Below are 22,057 nucleotides of genomic sequence, written 5' to 3' on the forward strand. Positions count from 1 at the left end.
CCGCGGATGCCTTTCCGTTGGCCCCACTCTCCCGAACTCGCGGCTCCGTAGCGGACCGGCGCCCGGGAACCGACCACACCAGGAGCCACCCATGCCCGCACAAGCCGTCGATGTCGCCACCGTCCGTGCTCTGGTCGAGGCCGATCCGCACGTCCTGCTCGTGGACGTGCGCACGCCCGCCGAGTTCGAGAGCACACACATCGAGGGTGCGATCAACCTGCCGTTGGGGCAGGTGGACCGCCATCTGGAGCAGATCTCGCAGGACGCCGGTGGTCGGATGGTACTCATCTGCCAGTCCGGCAACCGCGCCGAACTGTGCCAGGACAAGCTGGCCGGGGCCGGGCTGCGGGAAACCGCGGTGATGTCGGGCGGCATGAACGCCTGGGCCGCCGCCGGGGCGCCTGTCGTCCAGGGTCCCGAGCGCTGGGCGCTGGAACGTCAGGTACGCCTGGTTGCCGGGAGCATCGTGCTGCTGTCCGTGATCGTCGGCCTCTGGTGGCCGCCCGCGGTGTGGGGCGCCGGATTCATCGGTGCCGGACTGACCTTCGCCGCGATCACCGACACCTGTGCCATGGGTATGGCCCTGACCAGGCTGCCCTACAACCAGCCCCGGAACAAGGTGGATGTCGGGGTCTCCCTGAGCAGGATCAGCCGCGACGCGGACTGAGCAGGGGAGATCGGTGTGCTCCCGTTGGGGGCTCACCGGCCCGCTCCGGGACCTCCGCCCCGACGGCCGGGCCCAACGGCCCGGGTCCCCGCGGGCCGGGAACGGCAAGGATACGGAGAGCACACGGGACACGCGGGACCCTTCCCGGCAGGGAGGGAGGTCACGCCAGGAGGCAGGGAGGAGGTGTCGGTCCCATGGGCAGCGATCTCAGCCGCAGGGTCGCAGCGCGCCGGGAGGAGCTCGGGCTGACCCGGGAAGAGGTCGCGAGCCTGGCCGACATGGATCCCGGGTACGTGGCCTACCTGGAGGAGCACGCTCCCCGGTTGACCCGGCAGGCGCTGTACCGTCTCGCCGCCGCGCTGGGCACCACCCAGGACTACCTGTTGGGCGCCGACACCGCCGTACCGCCCGGCTCCGCGACCACGGCTGCACCCCTGCCGACGACGACCGAGCTCTCTCCGCACAGGTGCATGGAGCTGGTCGGCCCGGGCGGCGTGGGAAGGATCGGCCTGGTGGCCGGGGGCGACACCGCACCGACCATCCTCCCCGTGAACTACCTCGTCCGTGACGGCGTCATCGTGTTCCGGACGGCGGAGCACGGGGTGATCGCCGCCCATCTCCCCGGCCAGGCCGCCTTCGAGGTCGACCGCGTCGACGGCGCGATGAGCGAGGGATGGAGTGTCCTCGTCACCGGTCGGGCCGAACCCGTCGCGGAGGAGTCGGAGGCCGTGGCCCTTCGCGTTCGTGCCCCCGTGCGTCCGTGGGCGGGGGGCGAACGCGACCTCTTCGTCCGAGTCGTCCCGGACAGGATCAGCGGGCGCCACGTGAGCGGCCGGAACCTCCACTGACGTGTCCGGGCACGTCAGTGCCGACGTCCGCGCCTCGAAGGCAGGTGCCGGACCGCCCTTGTGGGTATAGGCACAGGACACGCGACGGAGCGCGCCCCGGTCCGGCGAAGGTCACCCTGTCGGGGCGTCACGCTCTCGTCCGTGGGGAGGGGGTGCTGGGCGATGCCGAAGGCAGACCAGACCGTCCGCGTCTTCCTGGTCGACGACCACGACGTGGTGAGGCAGGGGATCATGGCTCTGCTCCAGGACGAGGAGGACCTGGAGGTGGTCGGCGAAGCGGCCACGGCGTCCGAGGCCCTCAGACGTGTGCCGGCCGCACGGCCCGACGTCGCGGTCCTGGACGTGCGCCTGCCCGACGGCAGCGGGGTGGAGGTCTGCCGGGAGCTACGGGACCGGTTCCCGGACCTGGCGTGCCTGATGCTGACCTCCTACGCCGACGACGAGGCCCTCCACGCCGCCGTCATGGCCGGAGCGGCGGGCTATGTGCTCAAACGGATCCACGGTTGCGACCTGGTAGGCGCGGTCCGCACGGTCGCCTCCGGCGAGTCCTTGCTCGACCCACACAGCACGACCCACGTCATGCGGCTGTTGCGAGAGGGAGCGGACTCCGAGGACCCGCTGACCGGTTTCTCCGACAAGGAGAGACGCGTCTTCGAGCTGATCGGGGAGGGGCTGACCAACCGGCAGATCGGTGAGCGGATCTTCCTGGCCGAGAAGACGGTGAAGAACTACGTCTCCAGCGTGCTGTCCAAACTGGACATGCAACGCCGTTCCCAGGCCGCCGCGCACGCCGCACGGCTCAAGGCCCGTTCCACACGTGGTGAGCCCTGGTGAGGCCGTCCCGGCGCGGCTCCGGAGGGAGCGGGCACCGGAGGAGGCACCCGCGCCCCGACGAACCCGTGGCGTCGGGGGTGGCCCCGGTCCTCGGGGCCGCCCGGCCGGGACGTCCGTCCCCGGGGCAGGCGCCCACGCGCTCCTAGCGTGGCCTACACGGTTCCACAGCCGTATTTGGAGGAAGCCATGGCCGAGACAGCGCACACAGCCATCGTGGCCGCGGTCAACGGTTCACCGGCGAGCGAGCGGGCCCTCGACTGGGCTGCGGACGACGCACGTCAGCGGGGCCTTCGCCTGCGCATCGTGTACGCCTTCGACTGGCCGCTCTACCATTCACCGCCGCGTGGCCTTCCGGGGTTCGACGCGGACGAGTTCGCTCGCCGCATCGTGGACGAGGCGCGCCGCCGGGCGCTGGAACGGGTGCCCGAGCTCGCCGTCGAGGCGGTGCACATCACCGGTGACCGGGAACCGGTCCTGCTCCTTGAGAGCCAGAAGGCCCACACACTGGTCATCGGGGCACACCGTATGAGGACCATGGACGCGGTGTTCCCGAGCTCCACCACCCTGGCGCTGCTGGTCTCGGCCTCGTGCCCCGTCGTGGTGGTGCCCGACCGCGAACCGGGTCCTCCCACCGGCCGTGTCATGGTCGGCGTGGACGGGTCGGCGCACGCGGAGGTCGCAACCGGGTGGGCGTTCGCGACGGCCGACGCCCGAGGTGAGGATCTGCGCGCGGTAGCGGTGTCCAAGGGGGTCTCCCGGGAGCGTTCGGGCACCCTGGGGGAGTCTCCAGCGGTTGCGGAGGCCGAGGCCCGGACGGCCGCGGCCGTGGAGGAGACCCGCAGGATGCTGGCGGAGTCGCTCGCGGGCGAGCGCGAGCGCAGGCCGCAGGTGCGGGTCGAGGAGGTCGTGAAGGTGGGGCACCCCGTCGAGGTGCTCTCCACCATGGCCGAGGACTGCGACCTGATGGTCGTGGGATCGCGCGGGCGGGGCGGCTTCGCCGGGATGCTGCTGGGCTCGGTCAGCCGGAACGTGATCTCGCACAGTCCGTGCCCGGTCGCGGTGGTACGCGCTCCCCGGCACTGACGGGGAGCGGCCGTACGTCCGCCGGCAACGGCGCTCACGCAGCCCGTCGGAGATCCTCCCGTGCGGTCCCCGAGCGGATCCGTGCCGGTTCGCACAACCGTACGTCCCCGCGCGCAGGGACGTACGTCCTGTTCGCACGCGCCCCAGGGCCCTGCTCGCGCGGCACCGGAGGGGGCAGTGTCCGAGGGGAGGCGGCGGGCAGAGGGTCTGCCCGTGGGGAGGTGTCCCGACATGGCGTACGGCGGACGTTATCCGGTACGGGTCGAGGCGGTGCCGGATCCGGGGGTGGGCCGCTGGCTCTGGCTGTTCAAGTGGCTGCTGGCGATCCCCCACTACATCGTGCTGTTCTTCCTGTGGATCGCCTTCTGCGTACTGACCGTGGTGGCCTTCTTCGCGATCCTGTTCACCGGCCGCTATCCGCGTGGGATATTCGCGTTCAACACGGGGGTCCTGCGGTGGAGCTGGCGGGTCGGGTTCTACGCCTACGGGGTGCTGGGCACCGACCGCTACCCGCCGTTCGCCCTGTCCGCGGACGTCGACTACCCGGCACGGCTGACGGTTCGGGAACCGGAGCGGATGTCCCGGGGGCTGGTCCTGGTCAAGTGGTGGCTGCTGGCCGTGCCCCAGTACCTCGTGGTGGGGCTCTTCGTCCACGGGGGCGTGAGCTTCGTCGCGAACGGCGCACGGGCGAGGACCCCCGAGGCAGGGGACGTGGTGTTCCAGTCGCCGGGCCTCATCGGCCTCCTGGTCCTGTTCGCGGCCGTTTCCCTGCTCTTCACCGGAACCTATCCGCGGGGCCTGTTCGACCTCGTGGTCGGCCTGAACCGGTGGGTCCTGCGGGTCACGGCCTACGCCGCGCTGATGACCGACCGCTATCCGCCCTTCCGTCTGGACCTGGGCGGGTCGGAACCGGACGGCGTGGGTGCGGACGCCACCCGCGGGAGCCCCGCCGGCGGCGGGGAGGTCTGACACGGGGCTGCCCGAGGGCCCGTGCCGGAGGAGCCGGGGAATCGTTCAGGGGGTCGATGCCGTCACGGGTACGGACGGCCGCCTCCGGGCCCGGCCCACCTCGCCCACACGGACCCCGGCCTTCCCCTGCCACCCACCCCTGTTCGGGCGGCTCAGGCAGAAGTCGGAGGCTGTGGGCCGCCACGGCCCAGGTCTTCCGGTCCCGCGCCTGCGTCCACATCGGCGAGCACGTGGAAGTTCTCCTCCTCCTGGGTGAAGCGCAGGCGCAGCACCGCGTACAGCTCGATGGCGAGCCGGGCCGCACGTCGGCGCGCCTCCGAGTCCCCGACCTCCTCCAGGGACGAGCGCATGCGCCTGGTCAACTCGGCGATCTCCGTGTGCCCACGGCTCATCGTGGCGGTCGTGTCGGGCCCGCCCAGGGCCAGCAAGGGCGACGACGTCGCTTCCCAGCCTCCGGCTGAGCAGCGATCGAACGCCCCACACGGCCGAGGCGACGGTGGTGGCCGCCAGCAGGGCGGCCGGAACGGTCAGGTGCGGGTTCCTCCCGCGTTCCCCAGTGCCCATGCCGTCCGTTGTGAGCCGCCCCCGAAGCGCGTGGCAGAGCAGAATGTCGTGTCCGGACGGACACGATGGTCCCGGACAACGGGTGGTCAGCAGGGCTCCCGCGCCCCTTGGGGCAGGAGTTCGGCCAGGTCGGACACCACCACGTGTGCCCCCCGCTCCAGCATCTCCCCGCGCACGCCGGTCCGGTCCACCCCGACCACCAGGCCGAAGCCCCCGCGCTCGCCCGCCTGCACGCCGACCAGTGCGTCCTCGGCCACGGCGGCCAGACCCGGCTCGGCCCCCATCAGCCGAACCGCTTCCAGGAACAGCGCCGGGTCGGGTTTTCCGGGCAGAGCCAGGCGTATCGCGTCGACACCGTCCACACGGACGTCGAAGAGGCCGTCCACCCGGGCGGCGCGCAGCACCCTGGCGCAGTTGCGGCTCGCCGAGACCGCGGCGACCGGCACACCGGTCGAGCGCAGCGCACGTACGAACGCCACGGTGCCGGGGAAGGCCCTGACCCCGTGGCGACCCACGAAGTCCAGGAAGTGGCGGTCCTTGCGGTCGGCCAGCCACTCCACCGTCACCGTTTCGGCGTGGTCCGGTACCGCTTCCTCGGGCAGGTGGAGACCGCGTGAGGCGAGGAAGGTCCGCACACCGTCCGCGCGCGGCCGTCCGTCCACGTAACGCAGGTAGTCCTCACGCATGTCGAAGGGGCGAAAGCGTGGCCCCCCGGACCGGGAGCGGTCGAGCAGGAACGCGTCGAACACGCGCTTCCACGCAGCCGCGTGCACGGCGGCGGTGTCGGTGATGACGCCGTCGGTGTCCAGAACCACTGCGCGCACGCGGTCGAGCAGCAGTCCCCTGTTTCCCCCGGTGCCCATGGGAGCCACCTCCTTCCCCCGCCGGCAGCCGCCGGACAGGACCGGTGCGTGTGTCCGCCACCTCCGCGGCGCGGCCACCGTCATCGCCCCGTACGCACCTGGCGGGGGGCGACCCGGGCTCACGGACGCAGTACCGCCGCCCCCTTCACCCGGTCGGCGGCCAGGTCGGCCAGGGCCCGGTCGGCGGACTCCAGCGGGTACGGGGTCACGGCCACGACCAGCCGGTTCCCGGCCGCGAAGTCCAGGAACTCGCGTGCGTCCGTGCGGGTGTTGGCGGTGACGCTGCGCAGCGAACGCTCCTGGAACAGGTCCCGCTGATAGTCCAGGGCGGGGATGTCCGACAGGTGGATGCCCGCCACCGCGAGCGTCCCGCCGCGGTCCAGGGCCCTGAGCGCGGTGGGCACAAGCTCTCCCACGGGTGCGAACAGGATGGCGGCGTCCAGCGGCTCCGGAGGCGTGTCGTAGGCACCCGAAGCAGAGTGGCAGCCGAGCTCCAGGGCCAGCGCGCGGGCTTCCCCGGACCGTGTCATCACGTGCACCCTCGCTCCCCGGGCGAGTGCCACCTGGGCGGTCAGGTGGGCCGAGGCGCCGAATCCGTAGAGACCGAGCACTCCCTTCTCGGGCAGTTCGGCGCGTTCGAGGGCTCGGTATCCGATGACGCCCGCGCACAGCAGTGGTGCCGCCGTGATGTCAGGCAACGCCTCGGGCAGGGGGTGCACGAACCGCTCGTCGGCGGTCAGGTACCGGGCGAACCCTCCGTCGCGGTCCCAACCGGTGTAGGTGGAGTACGGGCACAGGTTCTCGTCACCGCGACGGCAGTAGGCGCAGTCGCCACACGTGGAGGCGAGCCAGGCGACGCCCACCCGGGCCCCCGGTTCGTACAGACCCGTGCCGGGGCCGCAGGTGTTGACCCGGCCGACCACCTCGTGCCCGGGAACCGTGTCGGGGCGGCGTGGTGCGAGATCGCCCTCGGCGAGGTGCAGGTCGGTACGGCATACGGCGCAGGTGAGCACCTCGATCAGCAGCTCGCGTTCACCCGGCTCGGGAACCCGTCGGCTCACCCGGTTCAGGGGCCCGGTCGCGATCGGCCCGGGGCGTGTCACCGCCCAGGCTTCCATCATCGGTTCCATACGCCCAGCACAGCACGCCGACCCGCCACGGCCCAAGGGGCCGACCGTCCCGTGACGGCGGAGTCCATGGTCCCGGCGCGATCGGAGGCGGAGGGCGAACTACAGAGGTGACGGCGGGAGAACCTGGAGTGGTCCACCGCCCCAGGGCCTGGGGGCGGCGATCCTACGGGTGTGTCATCCGACGTCGTCGGGGAGCGGCACGCTCCACCGCAGGACTGTTCCGCCTTCCGCACCGGGCCCGGCCGCGAAGGTACCGCCGAACCGCGCCGCCCGCGCCGCCAGATTGCGCAGCCCGCTGCGGCGCCCGCCCCCGGGAAGGCCCACGCCGTCGTCGGTGACCTCGACAGTGAGGTCACCGTTCACCGCCACCCGCGCGTCCACCCGCCGGGCCCTGGCGTGCCGGGTGACGTTGGACAGCGCCTCCTGGAGCACGGCGACCGCCTCATCCGCGAGGTGGGCGGGCACCCGGCTGTCGAGTGGCCCGTCCATCCTCAACCCGGTCACGAAACCCAGGGCCGTGTTGGCTCCGTTCACCGCCTCCACGATCCGTTCACGCAACCAGGGGTGTTCCCTGCCCTCCTGGGCGGTGCTCAGGGCGAAGATCGCCGTACGGATCTTGTGGACGGTGTCATCGAGGTCGTCCACCGCCTGGCCGACACATCGGGAGGCCGTCGGCTCGTCGATACGTCCGACCGCCCCGGTGAGGGACAGCGCGACCGCGAACAGCCGTTGGATGACGATGTCGTGCAGGTCGCGGGCGATGCGGTCCCGGTCCTCCAGCACACTGACACGCTCTGCGTCGGCACGCGCCTCGGCGAGTTCCAAGGCGATCGCCGCGTGCTCGACGAAGGTGTGCAGGGTCTGCACCGTCGATGGGGAGAACTGCTCGGCACCCACTCCCCTGCCCAGGCACAGGACTCCACGAACGGTGTTCCTCTGTCCCAGTGGCAACAGCAGAACCGGACCGACCCCCATGTCGCCCAGCAAGGGCGCGCCGCGTGAACCGGAACGGGAGATGTCGGTGGTCACCGGCTCGCCCGAGGTGTAGGCCCGACCGACGAGCGACCCCTCCACGGCCACACCGCGCTCTCTCATCCCGTCGGCTCCCCCACCGCTCGCGGTCCGCACCACGAGTTTTCGGCCGGTGGTGTCGGGGCCCACGACGACCGCTGTGTCCGCCTCGGCCATGCGGCAGGCCCGCCGGGTGATCATGAGGAGGACATCGTCGGCGTCGGCTCCGCTCAGCAGCCGCGTCGTGACCTCTTCCGCCGCGTCCAACCACATTTCGCGCTGCCGTGTGCGCTCGTGGACGCGGGCGTTCTCGATCGCCGCCCCGGCTGCCGCGGCCAGCGCCACCATAATGGACTCGTCGTCCTCGTCGAAACGGCCGCCGCCGCGCTTCTCGGTGAGGTAGAGGTTGCCGAACACCTTGCCGCGTACGCGGACCGGAACGCCCAGGAAGCCGCGCATGGAGGTACGGCCCTCGGGGAGGCCGTACGACACGGGGTGGTCGGAGACGTCGTCCAGGCACAGCGGCCGGGGGGCCTCGGCCGACAGCCCCAGAGCGCCCCGCACCTCGGGCAGGTTCGCGATACGGGCGATCTCCGCGACGTCGGGGCCGGCCGGGACGAACCGCTCCGGGAAGCCGTCGCGCCCGACCACGCCCATGGCTCCGTGGCGGGCCCCGACCAGGGTCGTGGCGGCTTCGACGATCCGCCGCAGGGTGCCCTGCAGGTCCAGACCGCTCCCGATCATGACCACGGCGTCCAGGAGGAAGAGAAGACGTTCGCGGCCGACCAGGGCCTCGTCGACGTGCGACCGCGGTTCCTCGTGCGGCCGGTCGGACTCCGCCTCCGGATACGGCCTGCGCCTCCGTCCGTCCAAGGATCGGGCATCCTCGCTCACAGCCACCACCCCGCGACCACCACAGCGCTCGTCTTCCCCTGCGCCCACTCTAGGCCGGGCACCCCTCGGAACGAAGGTGCTGCGCCCGGCGGGCCCGACGTCCCCGCGCGGGAAGCCGTTGGTCCCGGTGCAGAGCGGGTGGGTGCCGGGCACGTTCTGGGGGAGTCAAGGACGACGTCTTGTGGCCGGTACCAGGAGGGAGTCGTCCGCGGGCGGTACGAGCCGCCCGACGCCGGAGCACCCGTCAGCCCTCACGGCTCCACCATCAGGGGAGCGAGCGCATGAGCCGGTGGACACTGGTCTACGAAGGGTCGGACCCGTCCGGCACGGGCATGCGCGAAGCCCTGTGCACGCTGGGAAACGGCTACTTCGCCACACGCGGCGCACACCCCGAGGCCCGTGCCGACGGAACCCACTACCCGGGTACCTACGTCGCGGGCTGCTACGACCGCGCCTCCTCCGTGGTGGACGGCCACCGGGTGGAGAACGAGGACCTGGTCAACGCCCCCAACTGGCTGCCCCTGACCTTTCGCACCGGCGACGGCGACTGGTTCGAGCGCCCCGAGCCGACGCTCCCCCAGCGCACGGAGCTGGACATGCGCCACGGGGTACTGACACGCACCTTCCACGTGGTGGAGGTCGGCAGGAGGACCCGGGTCACCCAGCGGCGCCTGGTGTCGATGGACGCCCCCCACCTGGCGGCGTTGGAGACCACACTGGTTCCCGAGGACTGGAGCGGGCCCCTGGTGGTCCGGTCGGCCCTGGACGGCACGGTGTCCAACTCCGGAGTAGCCCGGTACCGCGACCTGAACGGCCGGCACCTGTGCCCGCTGAACACCGGATCCGACGCCCCCGGACTCGCCTGGCTGCGATGCCGGACCCTCACCTCGGGTGTCGAGGTCGTGCTCGCCTCCCGGACCCGCGTCACCCGGGGCCGCGAGCCCTCGTCCTCCAGGACACACGCGCTGGGGGACTGGGTGGCCACCGACCTGTGCCTGGACCTGAGGAGGGGCGAGCCGACCACCGTGGAGAAGACGGTGGCCCTGTACACCTCACGCGACCACGCCGTCGGCGGCTGCCTCGGCGCGGCCCGCGACGCGTCGGCCGAGGCGGGGGGCTTCGGCGAACTGCTGCGCCGCCACACCACCGCCTGGCGGCACCTGTGGCGCTCCTGCGCGCTGGACGTCGGCGACGAGGAGGAACAGCGCTTCCTCAACCTCCACCTCTTCCACCTCCTGCAGACGCTGTCCCCCCACACCGCCGACCTCGACGTGGGTGTGCCGGCGCGAGGGCTGCACGGCGAGGCCTACCGGGGCCACGTCTTCTGGGACGAGCTGTTCGTCCTCCCGTTCCTCAACCTCCGCTTCCCCGAGACCGCGCGTGGACTGCTGCGCTACCGGTGGCGGAGGCTGCCCCGAGCACGCGCCGCCGCACGCGCGGCCGGGCTGAGAGGTGCGCTGTTCCCCTGGCAGAGCGCGAGCGAGGGCCGCGAGGAAACCCAGCGCATGCACCTCAACCCCCGGTCCGGGCGGTGGCTTCCCGACAACTCCCACCTGCAGCGCCATGTCGGCCTCGCGATCGCCTACAACGTCTGGCAGCACTACCAGGCGACCGGTGACCTCTCCTTCCTGGCCGATTTCGGGGCGGAGCTGCTCCTTGAGGTCGCCCGCGCGTTCGCGGACATGGCCGTCCACGACAAGGCGCTGGACCGCTACGTGATCCGCGGGGTCATGGGTCCCGACGAGTACCACGACGGCTACCCCGGACGGGAGACACCAGGTGTGGACGACAACGCCTACACCAACGTCATGGCCGTGTGGGTGCTGTTGCGCGCCCTGGACACCCTGCGGGTGCTGCCGGCCCCGCGCCGACGGGACCTGCGGGAGACCCTCGGTCTGGGGGCCGAGGAGATCGAGCGGTTCGAGACCATCACCCGCACGATGTACGTCCCCTTCCACGAGGGGGTCATCAGCCAGTTCGCCGGTTACGGGGAGCTGGAGGAACTCGACTGGGAGGCCCACCGCGGCGTCCGGCGCCTGGACCGCTCCCTGGAGGCCGAGGGCGACAGCTGCAACCGTTACCGTGCCTCCAAACAGGCGGACGTGCTCATGCTGTTCTTCCTGCTCCCCGCCGAGGAGATCGCCGAGATCCTCGACCGACTCGGCCACACCTACGATCCCGAACTCATCCCCCGCACGGTCGACCACTACCTCGCACGCACCTCCCACGGGTCCACCCTCAGCTCGGTGGTGCACTCCTGGGTGCTCTCGCGCACCAACCGGGAAGCCTCCTGGGGCTTCTTCCGCAGGGCCCTGAGCACGGATGTCGAGGACTCCCAGGACGGGACCACGGCCGAGGGCATCCACCTGGGCGCCATGGCGGGCACGGTCGACCTCCTCACCCGGTGCTACACCGGTCTGACCACACGCGGCGGCGTCCTGCACCTGAGCCCGCTGCTGCCCGCGGAACTGGACCGCCTCTCCTACGACCTGCGCTACCTCGACCACTGGGAGGTGCGTGTGGACGTGCGCCGCGACCATGTGCGCGTCACCGTGCCGCCGTCGAACGGAGCTCCGATCCAGGTCCAGGTCAAGGGGACCAGAGCCTCGGTCCTTCCTGGTTCGTCCTGCTCCCTGCCGCTGCGGTGAGCGGGCAGGGGGCAGGGTCATGTCGAGGACGCACGCGCCACGACCACCGGCACCACCGCATGGTGCAGCACCGCCCGGCTGACCGAGCCCAGCAGCAGCCCGGCGAAACCGCCGCGCCCCCGGGAGCCCACGACGATGAGGTCGGCGTCCCCTCCCCTGGCCAGCAGTGCGTGGGCGGCCTGGTCCTGGACCACCTCGATGTCGGCACGAACGTCCATGGTGTGTTCGCGGCGCGCCTCCTGCACCAGTGCCCGGACGTGCTTGTCGGCGACCACCATCTGGGACTCGCGGGCAGCGGTGTAGGCGGCAGGGTCCAGGGGCGTGAGGTCGATGGACACCGGTACCTCCCATGCGTGCACCGCCACGAGGTCGGCGCCGGTACGGGCCGCCTCCTCCAGGGCGAAGTGCAGGGCGGCCTCCGCACCGGACGAGCCGTCCAGTCCCACCACCACGCGGTTGCGGCCCCCGTGGCCGTGCCGTTCCCGGCCGGGCTCCGCCTCCTCGGGGTCGGGTACCACCGCGACGGGACAGAGCGCGTGCGCGCTGACGCGGAGGCTCACCGACCCCAGGAAGGCCGAGGCGGGGCCGCCCAGACCCCGGGAGCCCACGACGACCACCGCGGCTTCGGCCGAGGCCGCGATCAGGGCCTGCGCCGGGTCCAGTTCGGATATTTCGGTACGCACCTCCAGGCCGGGGTGGAGCGGGGCGACTCCGTCGACGGCCGCCCGGAGCAGCTGCCCGGCCCACTCGGCGAGCTCCCGCCTCAGGGTCCTGCCGATCGCGAACCCCGGCGGTGCGGCGATCGCTGGCACACCCGCCGCGTGCAGGACCACCAGCCGCGAGCCGCGGGCCCCGGCCTCTCGGGCCGCCCAGTCCAACGCCGCCAGGCTGGGGGGCGAACCGTCCACTCCCACGACGACGGCCGCCGCCCCGCTCCGTGACCGGGCCCGCCCGCCGTCTTGGGCGCTGTCGTTGGTGCTCATGGGGTGCCCCTCTCTCCTGCGGTACGAGGGCCCTGCCGCCGGATGTGGTCGGCGGCGGTACCCGTGGTCTCTTCCCCACCGCGCCGGACCGAGCCCGTGCTCCGGTGACGATCCAAGTCTGTCCGGAGCGCGCCTGGTGTGTCAGCGCCGTCGTTCCCGCAGCTGGGCGACCTTCGTCCCGGCTCCGGGGCCTGCGTCTGCACCGGAGGGCCCGGTCCGCCCCGCGCGCCCTCTGCCCGCACGTGGGGCCACCCCCGTTCCGGCCGCGCGGCGGAGCGGTGTGCGCCGACGGCATCGCCGACTTGCATCTCAAGGCGCTGGAGATCCCATAGTGGCCCCATGCACGACGAAGAGTTGTACTCCATAGGAGACGCCGCGCGCCGCAGCGGCCTGAGCGTCAGCACCGTCCGGTTCTACTCCGACGAGGGGGTCATCGATCCGACAAGCACGACAGAGGCGGGCCACCGCCAGTACGACGTCCACGCCATCGCCCGGTTGGAACTGGTCCGCACCCTGCGGGACCTGGACACGGGCCTGGACGAGATCCGCCGACTGCTCCGGGGCGGAACGACCCTGCAGGGCCTGCTCACCGCGCACCTGGAGGTGGTCGAGCGCCAGGAGCACGTCCTGCGCGCCAGACAGGCGGTGCTGAGAGCGCTGATCAAGCAGGGCGGCACGACCACGCAGGCCGACCTGATGCACCGGCTCGTGTCGATGTCCGACGAAGAACGCGAACAGACCATCGAGGACTTCTGGAACGAGGTGGGTGAGGGTCTGGACGTGCCGGACGGTTTCGTCGACCGGTTGGGGACGATGCGCCCGCGCCTGCCCGAGGACCCCACGGCCGCCCAGCTCCAGGCGTGGATCGAGCTGGCCGACCTGGTGCGCGACCCGGCGTTCCGCGACGCGGTCCGCGCCTATCTGAGGGACGGCTACTCCACGGCGCCGGGGAGTGTCATCGCGTCCGAGCCGATGCAGGAGTTCATCCACACGACCGGTGCGCCGATCACGGAGGACCTCATCGCCGCCCACCACGCCGGAGAGCCCGCCCGGTCCCCGCGGGTGCAGGAGCTCGTGGAGCGTTTCGTCGAGGCGACCGCCGCCCTCGCCGACGGCCAGGACACCTCGCGGATGCGCGATCGGCTGGCCTCCGCCTTCCTCCTCGCGGACGAGTTCATGAGGGAGGAGGAAGGCCCGTACGCGGCCGGGACCGCCTGGTACGACCAGACGCACGGCCGGTACCTGTCCCTGGTGGCCGTGATCAACGGAACCGCGGCCGAGGAGAGCGATCCGGTGCCCTACCTCTCCTGGATCGCGGAGGCCCTGCGCTCCTCGGCCTCCGACGCCTGACACCGCCGCGGCCCAGCCTCCGGCACGGGTGTCACCGCACGTCACCGCCGTGTCATCAGCGGACGGGCACCCGGCCGGAGAATGAAGGGCCCATGAACTGCAACTTAAATTGCACAGCAAGCTATTGATGCAATTAATCTTGCTGTAGCGTGAGTGTCGTGAACTTCCACGAGCGTGTGAACGAGCACCGCGACCAGCTGACCAGGTCGGATCGGGTTCTCCTCGACGAGCTTCTCGCCCACCCGGCGGAGGCTCCGCTGTGGCGGGGCGGCGACGTCGCGCAGCGGGCCGGGGTCCACCCGGCGGCTGCCACCCGCCTGGCGCAGCGGCTGGGATACCAGGGGTACCTGGAACTGCGGGAGGACCTGCGGCAGGCCCACGAGGCCAGCCTCCAGGGCGCCGGTGACCGGTTCCGGGCGGAGCTTCGCGGGCAGGGGCGCGTCCTGGACACCCTCCTGGCCACCGAGCTGGACTCGCTGGCGGCGGTCGGCAGGCACGTGGACCAGTCACAGATCGACGAGGTCGCGGACCTCCTGGTCGGCGCGCGGGTGGTCTACCTCTTCGCGCGGGGCAACTCGGGGGTCCTGGCCGAGCTGCTCGACGGCCGTCTGCGGCGGTTCGGGATGCACGCCGTCAACCTCGTCGGCCCCGGCCGCGAGGTGGCCGAACGGGTTCTGGCGATGTCGGGGTCCGACGTCGTCGTCTCCTTCGCCTTCCGCCGCGCACCGCGCAACCTCACGGACCTCTACGCCCGCGCCTCCGCGGTGGGCGCCCGGTCCGTCCTCGTCACGGACACCCTCCACACCCTCGACCCGGCGCCGACCACCGTGCTGTCCGCCCCCCGCGGCCACCAGGAGGGCTTCTCCTCCCTGAGCGTCCCGATGATGATCGCGAACGCCATCGTGCTCACCATCGCCCAGCGGCACCCGGACACCGTCCTCTCCGCCCTCGACCGACTCGACGGCCTGCTCACCGAGTTCGACTGACGCCCCGGCCGCCCACCCACGGCGGCCCGGTTCGTCCAGCCCCCCACCTGCGCGAGAACTGACACAAAGGACCTGTCATGCGCTTTCCGAGAATGCTCAAGGCCTCCGCCGTCCTCACCCTCACCGCGACCCTCGCCGCCTGCGGCGGAGGCGCCCCGGAGACTCCCCCCACCGACGCCGCGTCCGGGCCCCACGAACTCGACGGCGCCACCCGCGACGAACTGGTCGAACTGGCCGTGGAGGAGGGGACGGTCACCGTCTACTCCTTCACCTCGCGGATCGCCTCGATCGAGGCGGAGTTCGAGGCGGAGTACCCCGGGATCGACCTGGTCGGCCACGACATCTCCTCCTCCGAGCAGATCACCCGGCTGATGGCCGAGTCCCAGGCCGGCACACCGTCGGCGGACGTCGCCTACATCTCCGACGCCCCGGTGGTCATCACCGAACTCGTCGCGGGCGGCATCCTCCAGAACCACGTCCCACAGCGCGTCGCGGAGACGGTTCCCGAGGAGTACCGCGAGCCGCTGCTGGCCAACCGGCTCTCGACCAAGATCCTCATGTACAACGAGGAGGCCCACCCCGACGGCACCCCGGTCGAGAACCTGTGGCAGCTGACCGAGGAGGAGTGGAACGGCAAGGTCGTCATGGTCGACCCCGGCGTGCGCGGCGACTACCTCGACCTCATGGCGGAGATCATCCGACAGTCCGACGCGATGGCGCAGGCCCACCTGGAGCTCTTCGGCTCCGAGGTCGCCCTCGACGAGGGCGTCGAGAACGCCGGACAGCAGTTCGTCAAGGACCTCTACGCCAACGGGCTGGTCCTGGTCGACGACACCGACAACGTCAACGCGGCGGTGGGCGCGACCGACCAGGACGACCCGCCGGTCGGTTTCACCTCGTACTCCGACCGCCGGGACAACGAGGAGGAGGGGTGGGCGCTCCAGGCCTCCCTGGGGACCGCCCCGTCCCCGGGCATCACCTTCCCGGCCTACATCGGCATGGTGAACGGGTCCGGCAGCCCCGCCGCGAGCCGCCTGGTCGCGGACTTCCTCATGGGGGACGACTCGGAGACCGGCGGCGCGGCCTTCGAGCCCTTCTACGTTCCCGGTGACTACCCGGTGCGCACCGACATGGCGGCGCCCGAGGGCGCGGTCTCCCTCGATGAGCTCGCCGCCTGGGACATCGCCCCCGAGGAGACGGCGCAGATCCGCGACGACGTGTCCGACTTCCTGCTGACCCTGTAGAGCCGGCCCCCTCACCCCCGTCAGCGAAAGGACACCATGACGACGGCACCCGCCCCCCGCCGCACCACGGTCGGCCGCACCGCGGCCCGTGCGCGGACCGCTCTTCGGCAGCCGACCGTGGTGCTGGGAGCCGGCACCCTGCTCGTCCTCGCCGTCCTCGTGGTGGCGCCGCTCGTGGGGTTGGTCAACACCACCCTGGCGGACGGCAACCGCGAGGCCTGGACGGACGTCTTCGCGAGCCCGATGTCGGAGAACCTCCTGTGGAGGCCGATGGGCAACTCCGTGCTCATGGGCACCGCCACCGCCATCGGTTCCACGGTGATCGGCGGGTTCCTCGCCTGGGTCGTCGTCATGACCCGCCTCCCGGGGCGCGGGATCCTCGGCCTGCTGGCGACGATCCCGTTCGCGCTGCCGAGCTTCGCCCTGGCGCTGGCGTGGGAGTCGGTCTTTCGCAACGACCTCATCGGCGGCTCCACCGGCATCCTCATGAACATGGGGATCGCCGTCCCCGACTGGTTGGCCTGGGGGCCCGTGCCGATCGCGGCGACGCTGACGGCGCACTACTTCTCACTGTCGTTCATGCTCATCGCCGCGGCCCTGGCCGGCGTCAACGGGGACCTCATGGAGGCCGCCGAGCTGACGGGGGCCTCCACGCTGCGCGTGGCCCGCGACATCGCCCTGCCGGTCGTGGCGCCGGCGGTGGTCTCCGGCGCGCTGCTCGCCTTCGCCGAGGGGGTCTCCAACTTCGTCACGCCCGCCCTGCTCGGCCTGCCGGTCCGCTTCCACACGCTCTCGACCCGGCTGTACGGGGCGATCTCCACCGGTGACGTCGCACGCGGCTACGTGCTGTCGATCGTGCTCATCCTCGTCGCCGCGATGATCATGTACGCCTCGACCAGGATCACCGGGGGCAGGCGCAGTTTCGCGACCATCACCGGCAAGGGGGGCCGCCGCAAGGGCATCGAACTGGGCGTGTGGGGGCGGCCGGTGGCCGCGGCGGCGTGGCTGCTGGTCACGTTCACCACGATCGTCCCCGGGCTGGTGCTCGTCCTGAGCTCGCTGACCCGCCGCACCAACGACTTCGCGTCGGGGCTGACCCTCCACTACTGGATCGGCGGCTCCGACCCCGCGTTCGCCCAGGGGCAGCGGGGCATCCTGAACAACCCCCAGATCCTCCAGGCCACCTGGAACACCGTGCTCCTCGGGGTGGCCGTGGCGGTCTGCGCGGGTGTGCTCGGCCTGCTCGTCTCCTACGTCATCACCCGGTCCCGCGGCCCGAGGTGGCTGCCCGGAACCCTGGGCGTCGTCTCGTTCGTGCCGTTCCTCATCCCCGGCATCGCGTTGGGCGCCGCGTTCATCGCACAGTTCGGGGCGCCCATCGGTCCGCTGCCGAGCCTGTACGGGACCTTCGCGATCCTCGTGCTGGCCGGGGTCGCGGCGACGATCCCGTTCTCGGTCCGGTCGGGCACCTCGGCCCTGAGCCAGGTGTCGAGGGACGTCGAGGAGTCGGCGGTGATGGCGGGGGCCGGGCTGTTGCGCCGGATCGGCGCCGTCATCGCACCGCTGACGGCACGCGGCCTGTTCACCGGCGGGGTGCTCGTGTTCGTCCAGATGGTGCGCGACCTCTCCCTGGTCGTGCTGCTGGCGACCCCGGCGATGCCGGTCCTGGCCGTCCTCACCTACCAGTACTCCTCGGAGAACTTCACCCAGTTGGCCAACGCGGTCACCGTCGTCATCGCGGTGATCTCGGTCGCGGCGACCATCCTCGCGCGGCGCTTCGAAGGCGCCGCCCAGCCCTGGAACTCGAACTCATGACCTCCACGACCGGCACCGACCGAGCGGAAAGGACCGGTATGCGCTCCGGAGCGTCCTCGGCCTCCCTGACCATCACCGACCTCAGGAAGGACTTCGGCGGCACCGCCGCCGTCGACGGCATCTCGATCGACGTCCCCGCGGGTTCCTTCCTCGTCCTGCTCGGCCCCTCCGGCTGCGGGAAGACCACGACCCTGCGGATGCTCGCGGGCCTGGAGAACCCCACCGGGGGCGAGATCAGGTTCGGTGACCGCGTCATCGCCCGGGGGGACGGCACCGCGCTCGTCGCCCCCGCAGAACGGGAGGCGGGCCTGGTCTTCCAGTCCTACGCGCTGTGGCCGCACAAGACGGTGCGGCAGAACGTCGAGTGGCCGCTGACGGTGGCCAGGTGGTCGAGGGCCGACCGCCGGGCCCGTGGCGACCGGGTGCTGTCGCTGCTGGCGATCGCCGACCTCGCCGACCGCTACCCGGGGGAGATCAGCGGCGGGCAGCAGCAGCGCGTGGCGATCGCCCGCATGATCGCGCCGCAGCCCAAGGTGCTGCTCTTCGACGAGCCGCTGTCCAACCTCGACGCGCGGCTGCGTGTGGAGACGCGCGGGGAGCTCGTGCGCGTCCACCGCTCCACCGGGGCCACGAGCGTCTACGTCACGCACGACCAGGTCGAGGCGATGACCATGGCCACGCACATCGCGCTCATGAAGGACGGCCGCATCGAACAGTTCGGTACCCCGCGCGAACTGCTGGAGGCTCCGCGCACGGCGTTCGCCGCGACGTTCATCGGCACTCCCCCGGCCAACATCGTCGAGTGCCGGGTTCGGGACGGGAGACTGTGGGCGTACGGCTCCGACTGCGGCGCCGCGCCCCCAGCGGCAGCGGACGGGATCGTCAGGGCGATGTACCGGGCGGGCTGGCTCACGTCCACCGAGGAGTCGACGGGCCCCGGCGTCGTGGCGGCCACGTTCGCCGACCAGGTGCCGATGGCCGACAGGTGGGTCCTGGGCGTCGACCTCCCCGACGGGACGCGGGCGCACGTCTCGCGTGACACCCCGGTCGCTCTGCTGCCCGGTGACGGGCTCGGCGTGCGCCTGCCCTCGGAACCGGACGCGTACTTCGACGCCGCCGGTGAGCGGCTGGACTCCGGGGAGAGCCGATGATGCGTCTGCTTCTGGTCCGCCACGGCGAGACCGCGTGGAACGAGGAGCGCCGCCTCCAGGGGCAGCAGGACGTCGGGCTGTCCGAGGCCGGACGGCGGCAGGTCCGCGCGTTGGCGGAGACGGTCGGGTACCTGGCCCCGGGGTACGTGGTCACCTCGGGTCTGCGCCGCACACGGGAGACCGCCGAGGTGCTCGGCGTCCGGGCCGACGCACGCGATCCCCGGTTGAACGAGGCCTACCTGGCCGGGTGGGAGGGGCGGTACTCGGCGCAGGTCAAGGAGGAGGACGGGGGTGTGTACGCCGCGTGGCGCGCGGGCCGGTTCCACCCCCCGGGTGCCGAGAGCTTCGGCGCGCTCACCGAACGGGTGCTCGCCGGGATCGGCGCCGCGGTGCGCAGGGCGGAGGCCGAGGGGCACGGGCAGCTCATGGCCGTCACCCACGGCGGCCCGGTCCGGGCCTTCCTCACGGCCGCCGTGGGACTCGACCCGGCGCGTACGGTACCGAGCCACCCGGCCGGTCTCAGCATCGTCGACATCGACCCCCGGGCCGGTTCGCTCACCGAACCGGGGGCGGCCAGGCTGCGGCTGTTCAACTACTCCCCCGCGATGTCACCGCTGGACCCGGCGGACTGACGACGGCGGGCGGTGGAGGCCCCGCGGTGCGGCCGGAGCCCGCTGACCCCGGCGGGCGCGGTCCGCGGGGCCGCTCCGGGCGCGCTTCGGCGAGGTTCCCCGGGTCAGACCTCGCGCAGGCGGGCCAGCGCCGGGATCATCCGCTCGCCGATGTCGTCCGGGCCGGGGAACACGCGGGAGACGGACCGCTGGTGGGCGAGCCCGTGCAGTCCGAGCCACAGTCCGAAGGTGTCGGTGCCCGGGTCGGCGCTCGTGGAGAGCCCGGCCTCCGCGCACTCGGTCAGGATCTCGCTGAGGATCCGCAGGTTCGCGTCGCCGAGCGTCACGAGGTCCTTCTCGGTCACCGAGGTCTCCGCCAGGGTCGGCATCCACAGGCCACCGAACATGGTGCGGTACCGCTCGGGGTGCGTGCGGGCGAAGTCGAGGTAGGCGCGGCACACGGCGTACAGCCGCTCGCGGGGATCCTCTCCCGCGTCGCGCACGGCGGAGCGCAGTACCGCTTCGAGCTCGGCGAACGCCCGCCGGACCACGGCCAGCATGATGGAGGGCTGGTCGGAGAAGTGCGGGTAGATGGAGGGCGCGGCGATCCCGACACGGCGCGCGATGGATCGCAGGGTGATGGTGCGCTCGTCGCCCGTCTCGTCGAGCAGGGCGACCGCCGCGTCGACGATGTCCTCGCGCAGACGACCACCCTCGCCGCGGCGGTTCCTTCTGCGGGGCGTCGCGGTGTCCTTCGTATCCTTCATGGCGTCACCTTACAGTTGTGAGTTTTCCCGGGACCTCTTGCACCACTAGGATTACAGGCGTAAGGTTACAATCGTTAGCACGAATTTTCCACGAGGAGCCCCCATGAACCCCGGCACCGCCGCCAGCACCACCCCGGCCACCCAGGTCCTCCTGCCGGGAAAGGTGGAGCCCGAAGGCCTGCAGGTGCGCGTCCAGGACCTGCCCGCCCCCGGCGCCGGACAGGTCCTGCTCCGCATGGAGGCGACCGGGGTGTCCTTCGCCGAGCAGCAGATGCGCCGGGGCAAGTACTTCGACCAGCCCCCGTTCCCGTTCGTGCCGGGCTACGACGTCGTCGGCACCGTCACCGCCGTCGGGCCCGGCGTGGACACCGCGCTCGCCGGAGGCCGGTTCGCCGCCGTCACGAAGACCGGCGCCTGGGCCAGCCACCTGCACCTCGACGCCCGCGACCTCGTCGCCGTGCCGGACGGCACGGACCCCGCCGCCGTCGAGACACTGCTCGTCAACGGCATCACCGCATGGCAGATGCTGCACCGCATGGCCGCCGTGCCGCGCGGCGGCACGATCGTCGTCCTCGGCGCCAACGGCGGGGTCGGCACCACACTGCTCCAGCTCGCCCGGCACGCCGGGATCACCGTGATCGGCACCGCCGCGCAACGTCACCACGAGGCCGTGCGCGAGCTCGGCGCCACCCCCGTCGACTCCCGCGCCGACGGTATGTACGACCAGATCAGAACCCTGGCGCCGAACGGCGTGGACGCGGTGTTCGACCACGTCGGCGGTGAGGGCCTGGTCCGGTCCTGGCGCCTTCTGCGGCGCGGTGGCACGCTCGTCTCCTACGGAACCGCCTCGACCAAGGACCTCGAAGGCAACTCCCAGCTTCCCGTGCTCAAGCTCTTCGGCCGCCTCGGCCTGTGGCACGCTCTGCCCAACGGCCGCAGTGCCCGCTTCTACAACTTCTGGGCCGGGCGCCGACGCGCCGACGCCTTCCGCGCCCGACTGCGCGAGGACCTGACCCAGGTGCTCGGCCTGCTCGCCGCGGGCGTCCTGACGCCGCAGGTCGGCGCCCGCATCCCCCTCTCGGACGCCGCGGCGGCCATGACCCTCGCCGAGTCCCGCACCGTCCTCGGCAAGGTCGTGCTCGTCTCCGACGCGTAGGGGCCGGCCCCGGGCCCGTCCGATCCGTCTTCCCCGCTCGCCCGCGCACCCTGGGATCACAGCCGTAACCTTACGGTCGAACCCCCCGCGGTCGCCCCCAGGAGACCCGCCGCGCCGACGTCCGCGCGGCGCGTACGCCTTCCGAACCACTCCCCTCCGCGGCCCGTCCCCGCGGCGAAGGTCCCACCCGGGCATCCGGGTGGGACCTTCGCGTCTCACAGGGGGTGTCCCCGGGCAGCGACGGCACCCCGGGGTGTGTCGGGCGCGTCCGCGATCCGGATCACGGCGACGTCGGCGCGCGCTCCCGGTGCGGGTGTGCCGCTCGCGCCGTGTCCCGTCAGGTCGCGGCCGACCCCGGGGGCGCGCACCTGCGCCAGGGACGCCTCGTCGCGGAGCGGGTGCGTCCGGGCTGCGGTACTCATGGGGTTCCCCATGTCCTGTCCTTCTGTCCTTGCCCGGTGGTGGGGGTGGACGGCGGGTGGG

Annotated in this window: 20 protein-coding genes; 13 read left to right on the top strand and 7 right to left on the bottom strand. The window is 72.1% G+C overall.

The features are described from left to right. The first annotated feature begins 91 nt into the window (after nt 1-91). The 5 genes from ACFWTE_RS17145 (at nt 92) to ACFWTE_RS17165 (ending at nt 4,401) form a co-directional block, all read left to right on the top strand. On the top strand, nt 92-667 hold the full coding sequence (locus ACFWTE_RS17145; RefSeq protein WP_378780427.1) for a rhodanese-like domain-containing protein: 576 nt from the start codon (nt 92-94) through the stop codon (nt 665-667). A gap of 194 nt (nt 668-861) precedes the next feature. Continuing rightward, nucleotides 862-1,515, top strand: coding sequence for a helix-turn-helix domain-containing protein (locus ACFWTE_RS17150; RefSeq protein ID WP_378780428.1), 654 nt, complete (start codon nt 862-864; stop codon nt 1,513-1,515). Between the two features lie 162 nt (nt 1,516-1,677). Continuing rightward, nucleotides 1,678-2,349, top strand: a complete 672-nt coding sequence (locus ACFWTE_RS17155) for a response regulator (protein ID WP_378780429.1) — start codon at nt 1,678-1,680, stop codon at nt 2,347-2,349. A 186-nt stretch (nt 2,350-2,535) separates the two neighbouring features. Then, nucleotides 2,536-3,432, top strand: coding sequence for a universal stress protein (locus ACFWTE_RS17160; RefSeq protein WP_378780430.1), 897 nt, complete (start codon nt 2,536-2,538; stop codon nt 3,430-3,432). A 231-nt stretch (nt 3,433-3,663) separates the two neighbouring features. Then, nucleotides 3,664-4,401: a DUF4389 domain-containing protein gene (locus ACFWTE_RS17165; RefSeq protein WP_378780431.1), complete on the top strand. Its 738-nt coding sequence runs from the start codon at nt 3,664-3,666 to the stop codon at nt 4,399-4,401. A gap of 152 nt (nt 4,402-4,553) precedes the next feature. On the opposite strand, the gene ACFWTE_RS17170 is transcribed toward ACFWTE_RS17165, so the two are convergent. From ACFWTE_RS17170 to ACFWTE_RS17185, 4 genes are all read right to left on the bottom strand, one after another. Further along, nucleotides 4,554-4,793, bottom strand: a complete 240-nt coding sequence (locus ACFWTE_RS17170; protein WP_378780432.1) for a hypothetical protein — start codon at nt 4,791-4,793, stop codon at nt 4,554-4,556. A gap of 258 nt (nt 4,794-5,051) precedes the next feature. Next, nucleotides 5,052-5,828, bottom strand: coding sequence for an HAD family hydrolase (locus tag ACFWTE_RS17175; protein ID WP_378780433.1), 777 nt, complete (start codon nt 5,826-5,828; stop codon nt 5,052-5,054). A 119-nt stretch (nt 5,829-5,947) separates the two neighbouring features. Further along, on the bottom strand, nt 5,948-6,958 hold the full coding sequence (locus ACFWTE_RS17180; protein WP_378780435.1) for a zinc-dependent alcohol dehydrogenase family protein: 1,011 nt from the start codon (nt 6,956-6,958) through the stop codon (nt 5,948-5,950). 174 nt (nt 6,959-7,132) lie between these two features. Continuing rightward, a complete protein-coding gene (locus ACFWTE_RS17185; protein ID WP_378780436.1) occupies nt 7,133-8,842 on the bottom strand; it encodes a GAF domain-containing protein in 1,710 nt (569 codons plus the stop codon). Nucleotides 8,843-9,144: 302 nt separating this feature from the next. On the opposite strand from ACFWTE_RS17185, the gene ACFWTE_RS17190 reads away from it, so the two are divergent. After that, entirely contained in the window at nt 9,145-11,511 is a 2,367-nt protein-coding gene (locus tag ACFWTE_RS17190; RefSeq protein WP_378780437.1) for a glycoside hydrolase family 65 protein, read from the top strand. A 17-nt stretch (nt 11,512-11,528) separates the two neighbouring features. Here ACFWTE_RS17190 and ACFWTE_RS17195 read toward each other — a convergent pair whose 3' ends face one another. Beyond that, nucleotides 11,529-12,494: a universal stress protein gene (locus ACFWTE_RS17195; protein WP_378780438.1), complete on the bottom strand. Its 966-nt coding sequence runs from the start codon at nt 12,492-12,494 to the stop codon at nt 11,529-11,531. A gap of 339 nt (nt 12,495-12,833) precedes the next feature. Between ACFWTE_RS17195 and ACFWTE_RS17200 the strand changes: the two genes are divergently transcribed. From ACFWTE_RS17200 to ACFWTE_RS17225, 6 genes are all read left to right on the top strand, one after another. After that, nucleotides 12,834-13,844, top strand: a complete 1,011-nt coding sequence (locus tag ACFWTE_RS17200; RefSeq protein WP_378780439.1) for a MerR family transcriptional regulator — start codon at nt 12,834-12,836, stop codon at nt 13,842-13,844. 158 nt (nt 13,845-14,002) lie between these two features. Further along, a complete protein-coding gene (locus tag ACFWTE_RS17205; protein WP_378780440.1) occupies nt 14,003-14,830 on the top strand; it encodes a MurR/RpiR family transcriptional regulator in 828 nt (275 codons plus the stop codon). A 77-nt stretch (nt 14,831-14,907) separates the two neighbouring features. Beyond that, complete coding sequence (locus tag ACFWTE_RS17210; RefSeq protein ID WP_378780441.1) at nt 14,908-16,074, top strand: extracellular solute-binding protein; 1,167 nt, start codon at nt 14,908-14,910, stop codon at nt 16,072-16,074. Between the two features lie 36 nt (nt 16,075-16,110). Continuing rightward, nucleotides 16,111-17,889, top strand: a complete 1,779-nt coding sequence (locus tag ACFWTE_RS17215; protein ID WP_378780443.1) for an ABC transporter permease — start codon at nt 16,111-16,113, stop codon at nt 17,887-17,889. Continuing rightward, the gene (locus ACFWTE_RS17220; protein WP_378780444.1) at nt 17,886-19,040 is read left to right on the top strand and encodes an ABC transporter ATP-binding protein; all 1,155 of its coding nucleotides are present in this window, start codon (nt 17,886-17,888) and stop codon (nt 19,038-19,040) included. Before ACFWTE_RS17215 ends, ACFWTE_RS17220 begins: the two co-directional genes overlap by 4 nt. Next, on the top strand, nt 19,037-19,672 hold the full coding sequence (locus ACFWTE_RS17225) for a histidine phosphatase family protein (protein WP_378780445.1): 636 nt from the start codon (nt 19,037-19,039) through the stop codon (nt 19,670-19,672). The genes ACFWTE_RS17220 and ACFWTE_RS17225 overlap by 4 nt, the downstream gene beginning before the upstream one ends. A gap of 104 nt (nt 19,673-19,776) precedes the next feature. On the opposite strand, the gene ACFWTE_RS17230 is transcribed toward ACFWTE_RS17225, so the two are convergent. Further along, on the bottom strand, nt 19,777-20,418 hold the full coding sequence (locus ACFWTE_RS17230; RefSeq protein WP_378780447.1) for a TetR/AcrR family transcriptional regulator: 642 nt from the start codon (nt 20,416-20,418) through the stop codon (nt 19,777-19,779). 103 nt (nt 20,419-20,521) lie between these two features. On the opposite strand from ACFWTE_RS17230, the gene ACFWTE_RS17235 reads away from it, so the two are divergent. Continuing rightward, on the top strand, nt 20,522-21,574 hold the full coding sequence (locus ACFWTE_RS17235; RefSeq protein ID WP_378780449.1) for a medium chain dehydrogenase/reductase family protein: 1,053 nt from the start codon (nt 20,522-20,524) through the stop codon (nt 21,572-21,574). A 215-nt stretch (nt 21,575-21,789) separates the two neighbouring features. Here the strand turns inward: ACFWTE_RS17235 and ACFWTE_RS17240 are convergent, their stop codons facing one another. Then, complete coding sequence (locus tag ACFWTE_RS17240; RefSeq protein WP_378780450.1) at nt 21,790-21,996, bottom strand: hypothetical protein; 207 nt, start codon at nt 21,994-21,996, stop codon at nt 21,790-21,792. Between the last annotated feature and the right edge of the window lie 61 nt (nt 21,997-22,057).

It is taken from the genome of Nocardiopsis sp. NPDC058631, from assembly GCF_042716955.1.
Taxonomy (GTDB): Bacteria; Actinomycetota; Actinomycetes; order Streptosporangiales; family Streptosporangiaceae; genus Nocardiopsis.

What these genes read in the sequence shown, in the direction of transcription:
- ACFWTE_RS17150 (WP_378780428.1), top strand. Translation starts at nt 862, where the DNA reads ATGGGCAGCGATCTCAGCCGCAGGGTCGCAGCGCGCCGGGAGGAGCTC.
- ACFWTE_RS17195 (WP_378780438.1), bottom strand. Translation starts at nt 12,494, where the DNA reads ATGAGCACCAACGACAGCGCCCAAGACGGCGGGCGGGCCCGGTCACGG.
- ACFWTE_RS17145 (WP_378780427.1), top strand. Translation starts at nt 92, where the DNA reads ATGCCCGCACAAGCCGTCGATGTCGCCACCGTCCGTGCTCTGGTCGAG.
- ACFWTE_RS17160 (WP_378780430.1), top strand. Translation starts at nt 2,536, where the DNA reads ATGGCCGAGACAGCGCACACAGCCATCGTGGCCGCGGTCAACGGTTCA.
- ACFWTE_RS17190 (WP_378780437.1), top strand. Translation starts at nt 9,145, where the DNA reads ATGAGCCGGTGGACACTGGTCTACGAAGGGTCGGACCCGTCCGGCACG.
- ACFWTE_RS17220 (WP_378780444.1), top strand. Translation starts at nt 17,886, where the DNA reads ATGACCTCCACGACCGGCACCGACCGAGCGGAAAGGACCGGTATGCGC.
- ACFWTE_RS17235 (WP_378780449.1), top strand. Translation starts at nt 20,522, where the DNA reads ATGAACCCCGGCACCGCCGCCAGCACCACCCCGGCCACCCAGGTCCTC.
- ACFWTE_RS17165 (WP_378780431.1), top strand. Translation starts at nt 3,664, where the DNA reads ATGGCGTACGGCGGACGTTATCCGGTACGGGTCGAGGCGGTGCCGGAT.
- ACFWTE_RS17170 (WP_378780432.1), bottom strand. Translation starts at nt 4,793, where the DNA reads ATGAGCCGTGGGCACACGGAGATCGCCGAGTTGACCAGGCGCATGCGC.
- ACFWTE_RS17210 (WP_378780441.1), top strand. Translation starts at nt 14,908, where the DNA reads ATGCGCTTTCCGAGAATGCTCAAGGCCTCCGCCGTCCTCACCCTCACC.
- ACFWTE_RS17230 (WP_378780447.1), bottom strand. Translation starts at nt 20,418, where the DNA reads ATGAAGGATACGAAGGACACCGCGACGCCCCGCAGAAGGAACCGCCGC.
- ACFWTE_RS17215 (WP_378780443.1), top strand. Translation starts at nt 16,111, where the DNA reads ATGACGACGGCACCCGCCCCCCGCCGCACCACGGTCGGCCGCACCGCG.
- ACFWTE_RS17180 (WP_378780435.1), bottom strand. Translation starts at nt 6,958, where the DNA reads ATGGAACCGATGATGGAAGCCTGGGCGGTGACACGCCCCGGGCCGATC.
- ACFWTE_RS17225 (WP_378780445.1), top strand. Translation starts at nt 19,037, where the DNA reads ATGATGCGTCTGCTTCTGGTCCGCCACGGCGAGACCGCGTGGAACGAG.
- ACFWTE_RS17200 (WP_378780439.1), top strand. Translation starts at nt 12,834, where the DNA reads ATGCACGACGAAGAGTTGTACTCCATAGGAGACGCCGCGCGCCGCAGC.
- ACFWTE_RS17155 (WP_378780429.1), top strand. Translation starts at nt 1,678, where the DNA reads ATGCCGAAGGCAGACCAGACCGTCCGCGTCTTCCTGGTCGACGACCAC.
- ACFWTE_RS17175 (WP_378780433.1), bottom strand. Translation starts at nt 5,828, where the DNA reads ATGGGCACCGGGGGAAACAGGGGACTGCTGCTCGACCGCGTGCGCGCA.
- ACFWTE_RS17240 (WP_378780450.1), bottom strand. Translation starts at nt 21,996, where the DNA reads ATGAGTACCGCAGCCCGGACGCACCCGCTCCGCGACGAGGCGTCCCTG.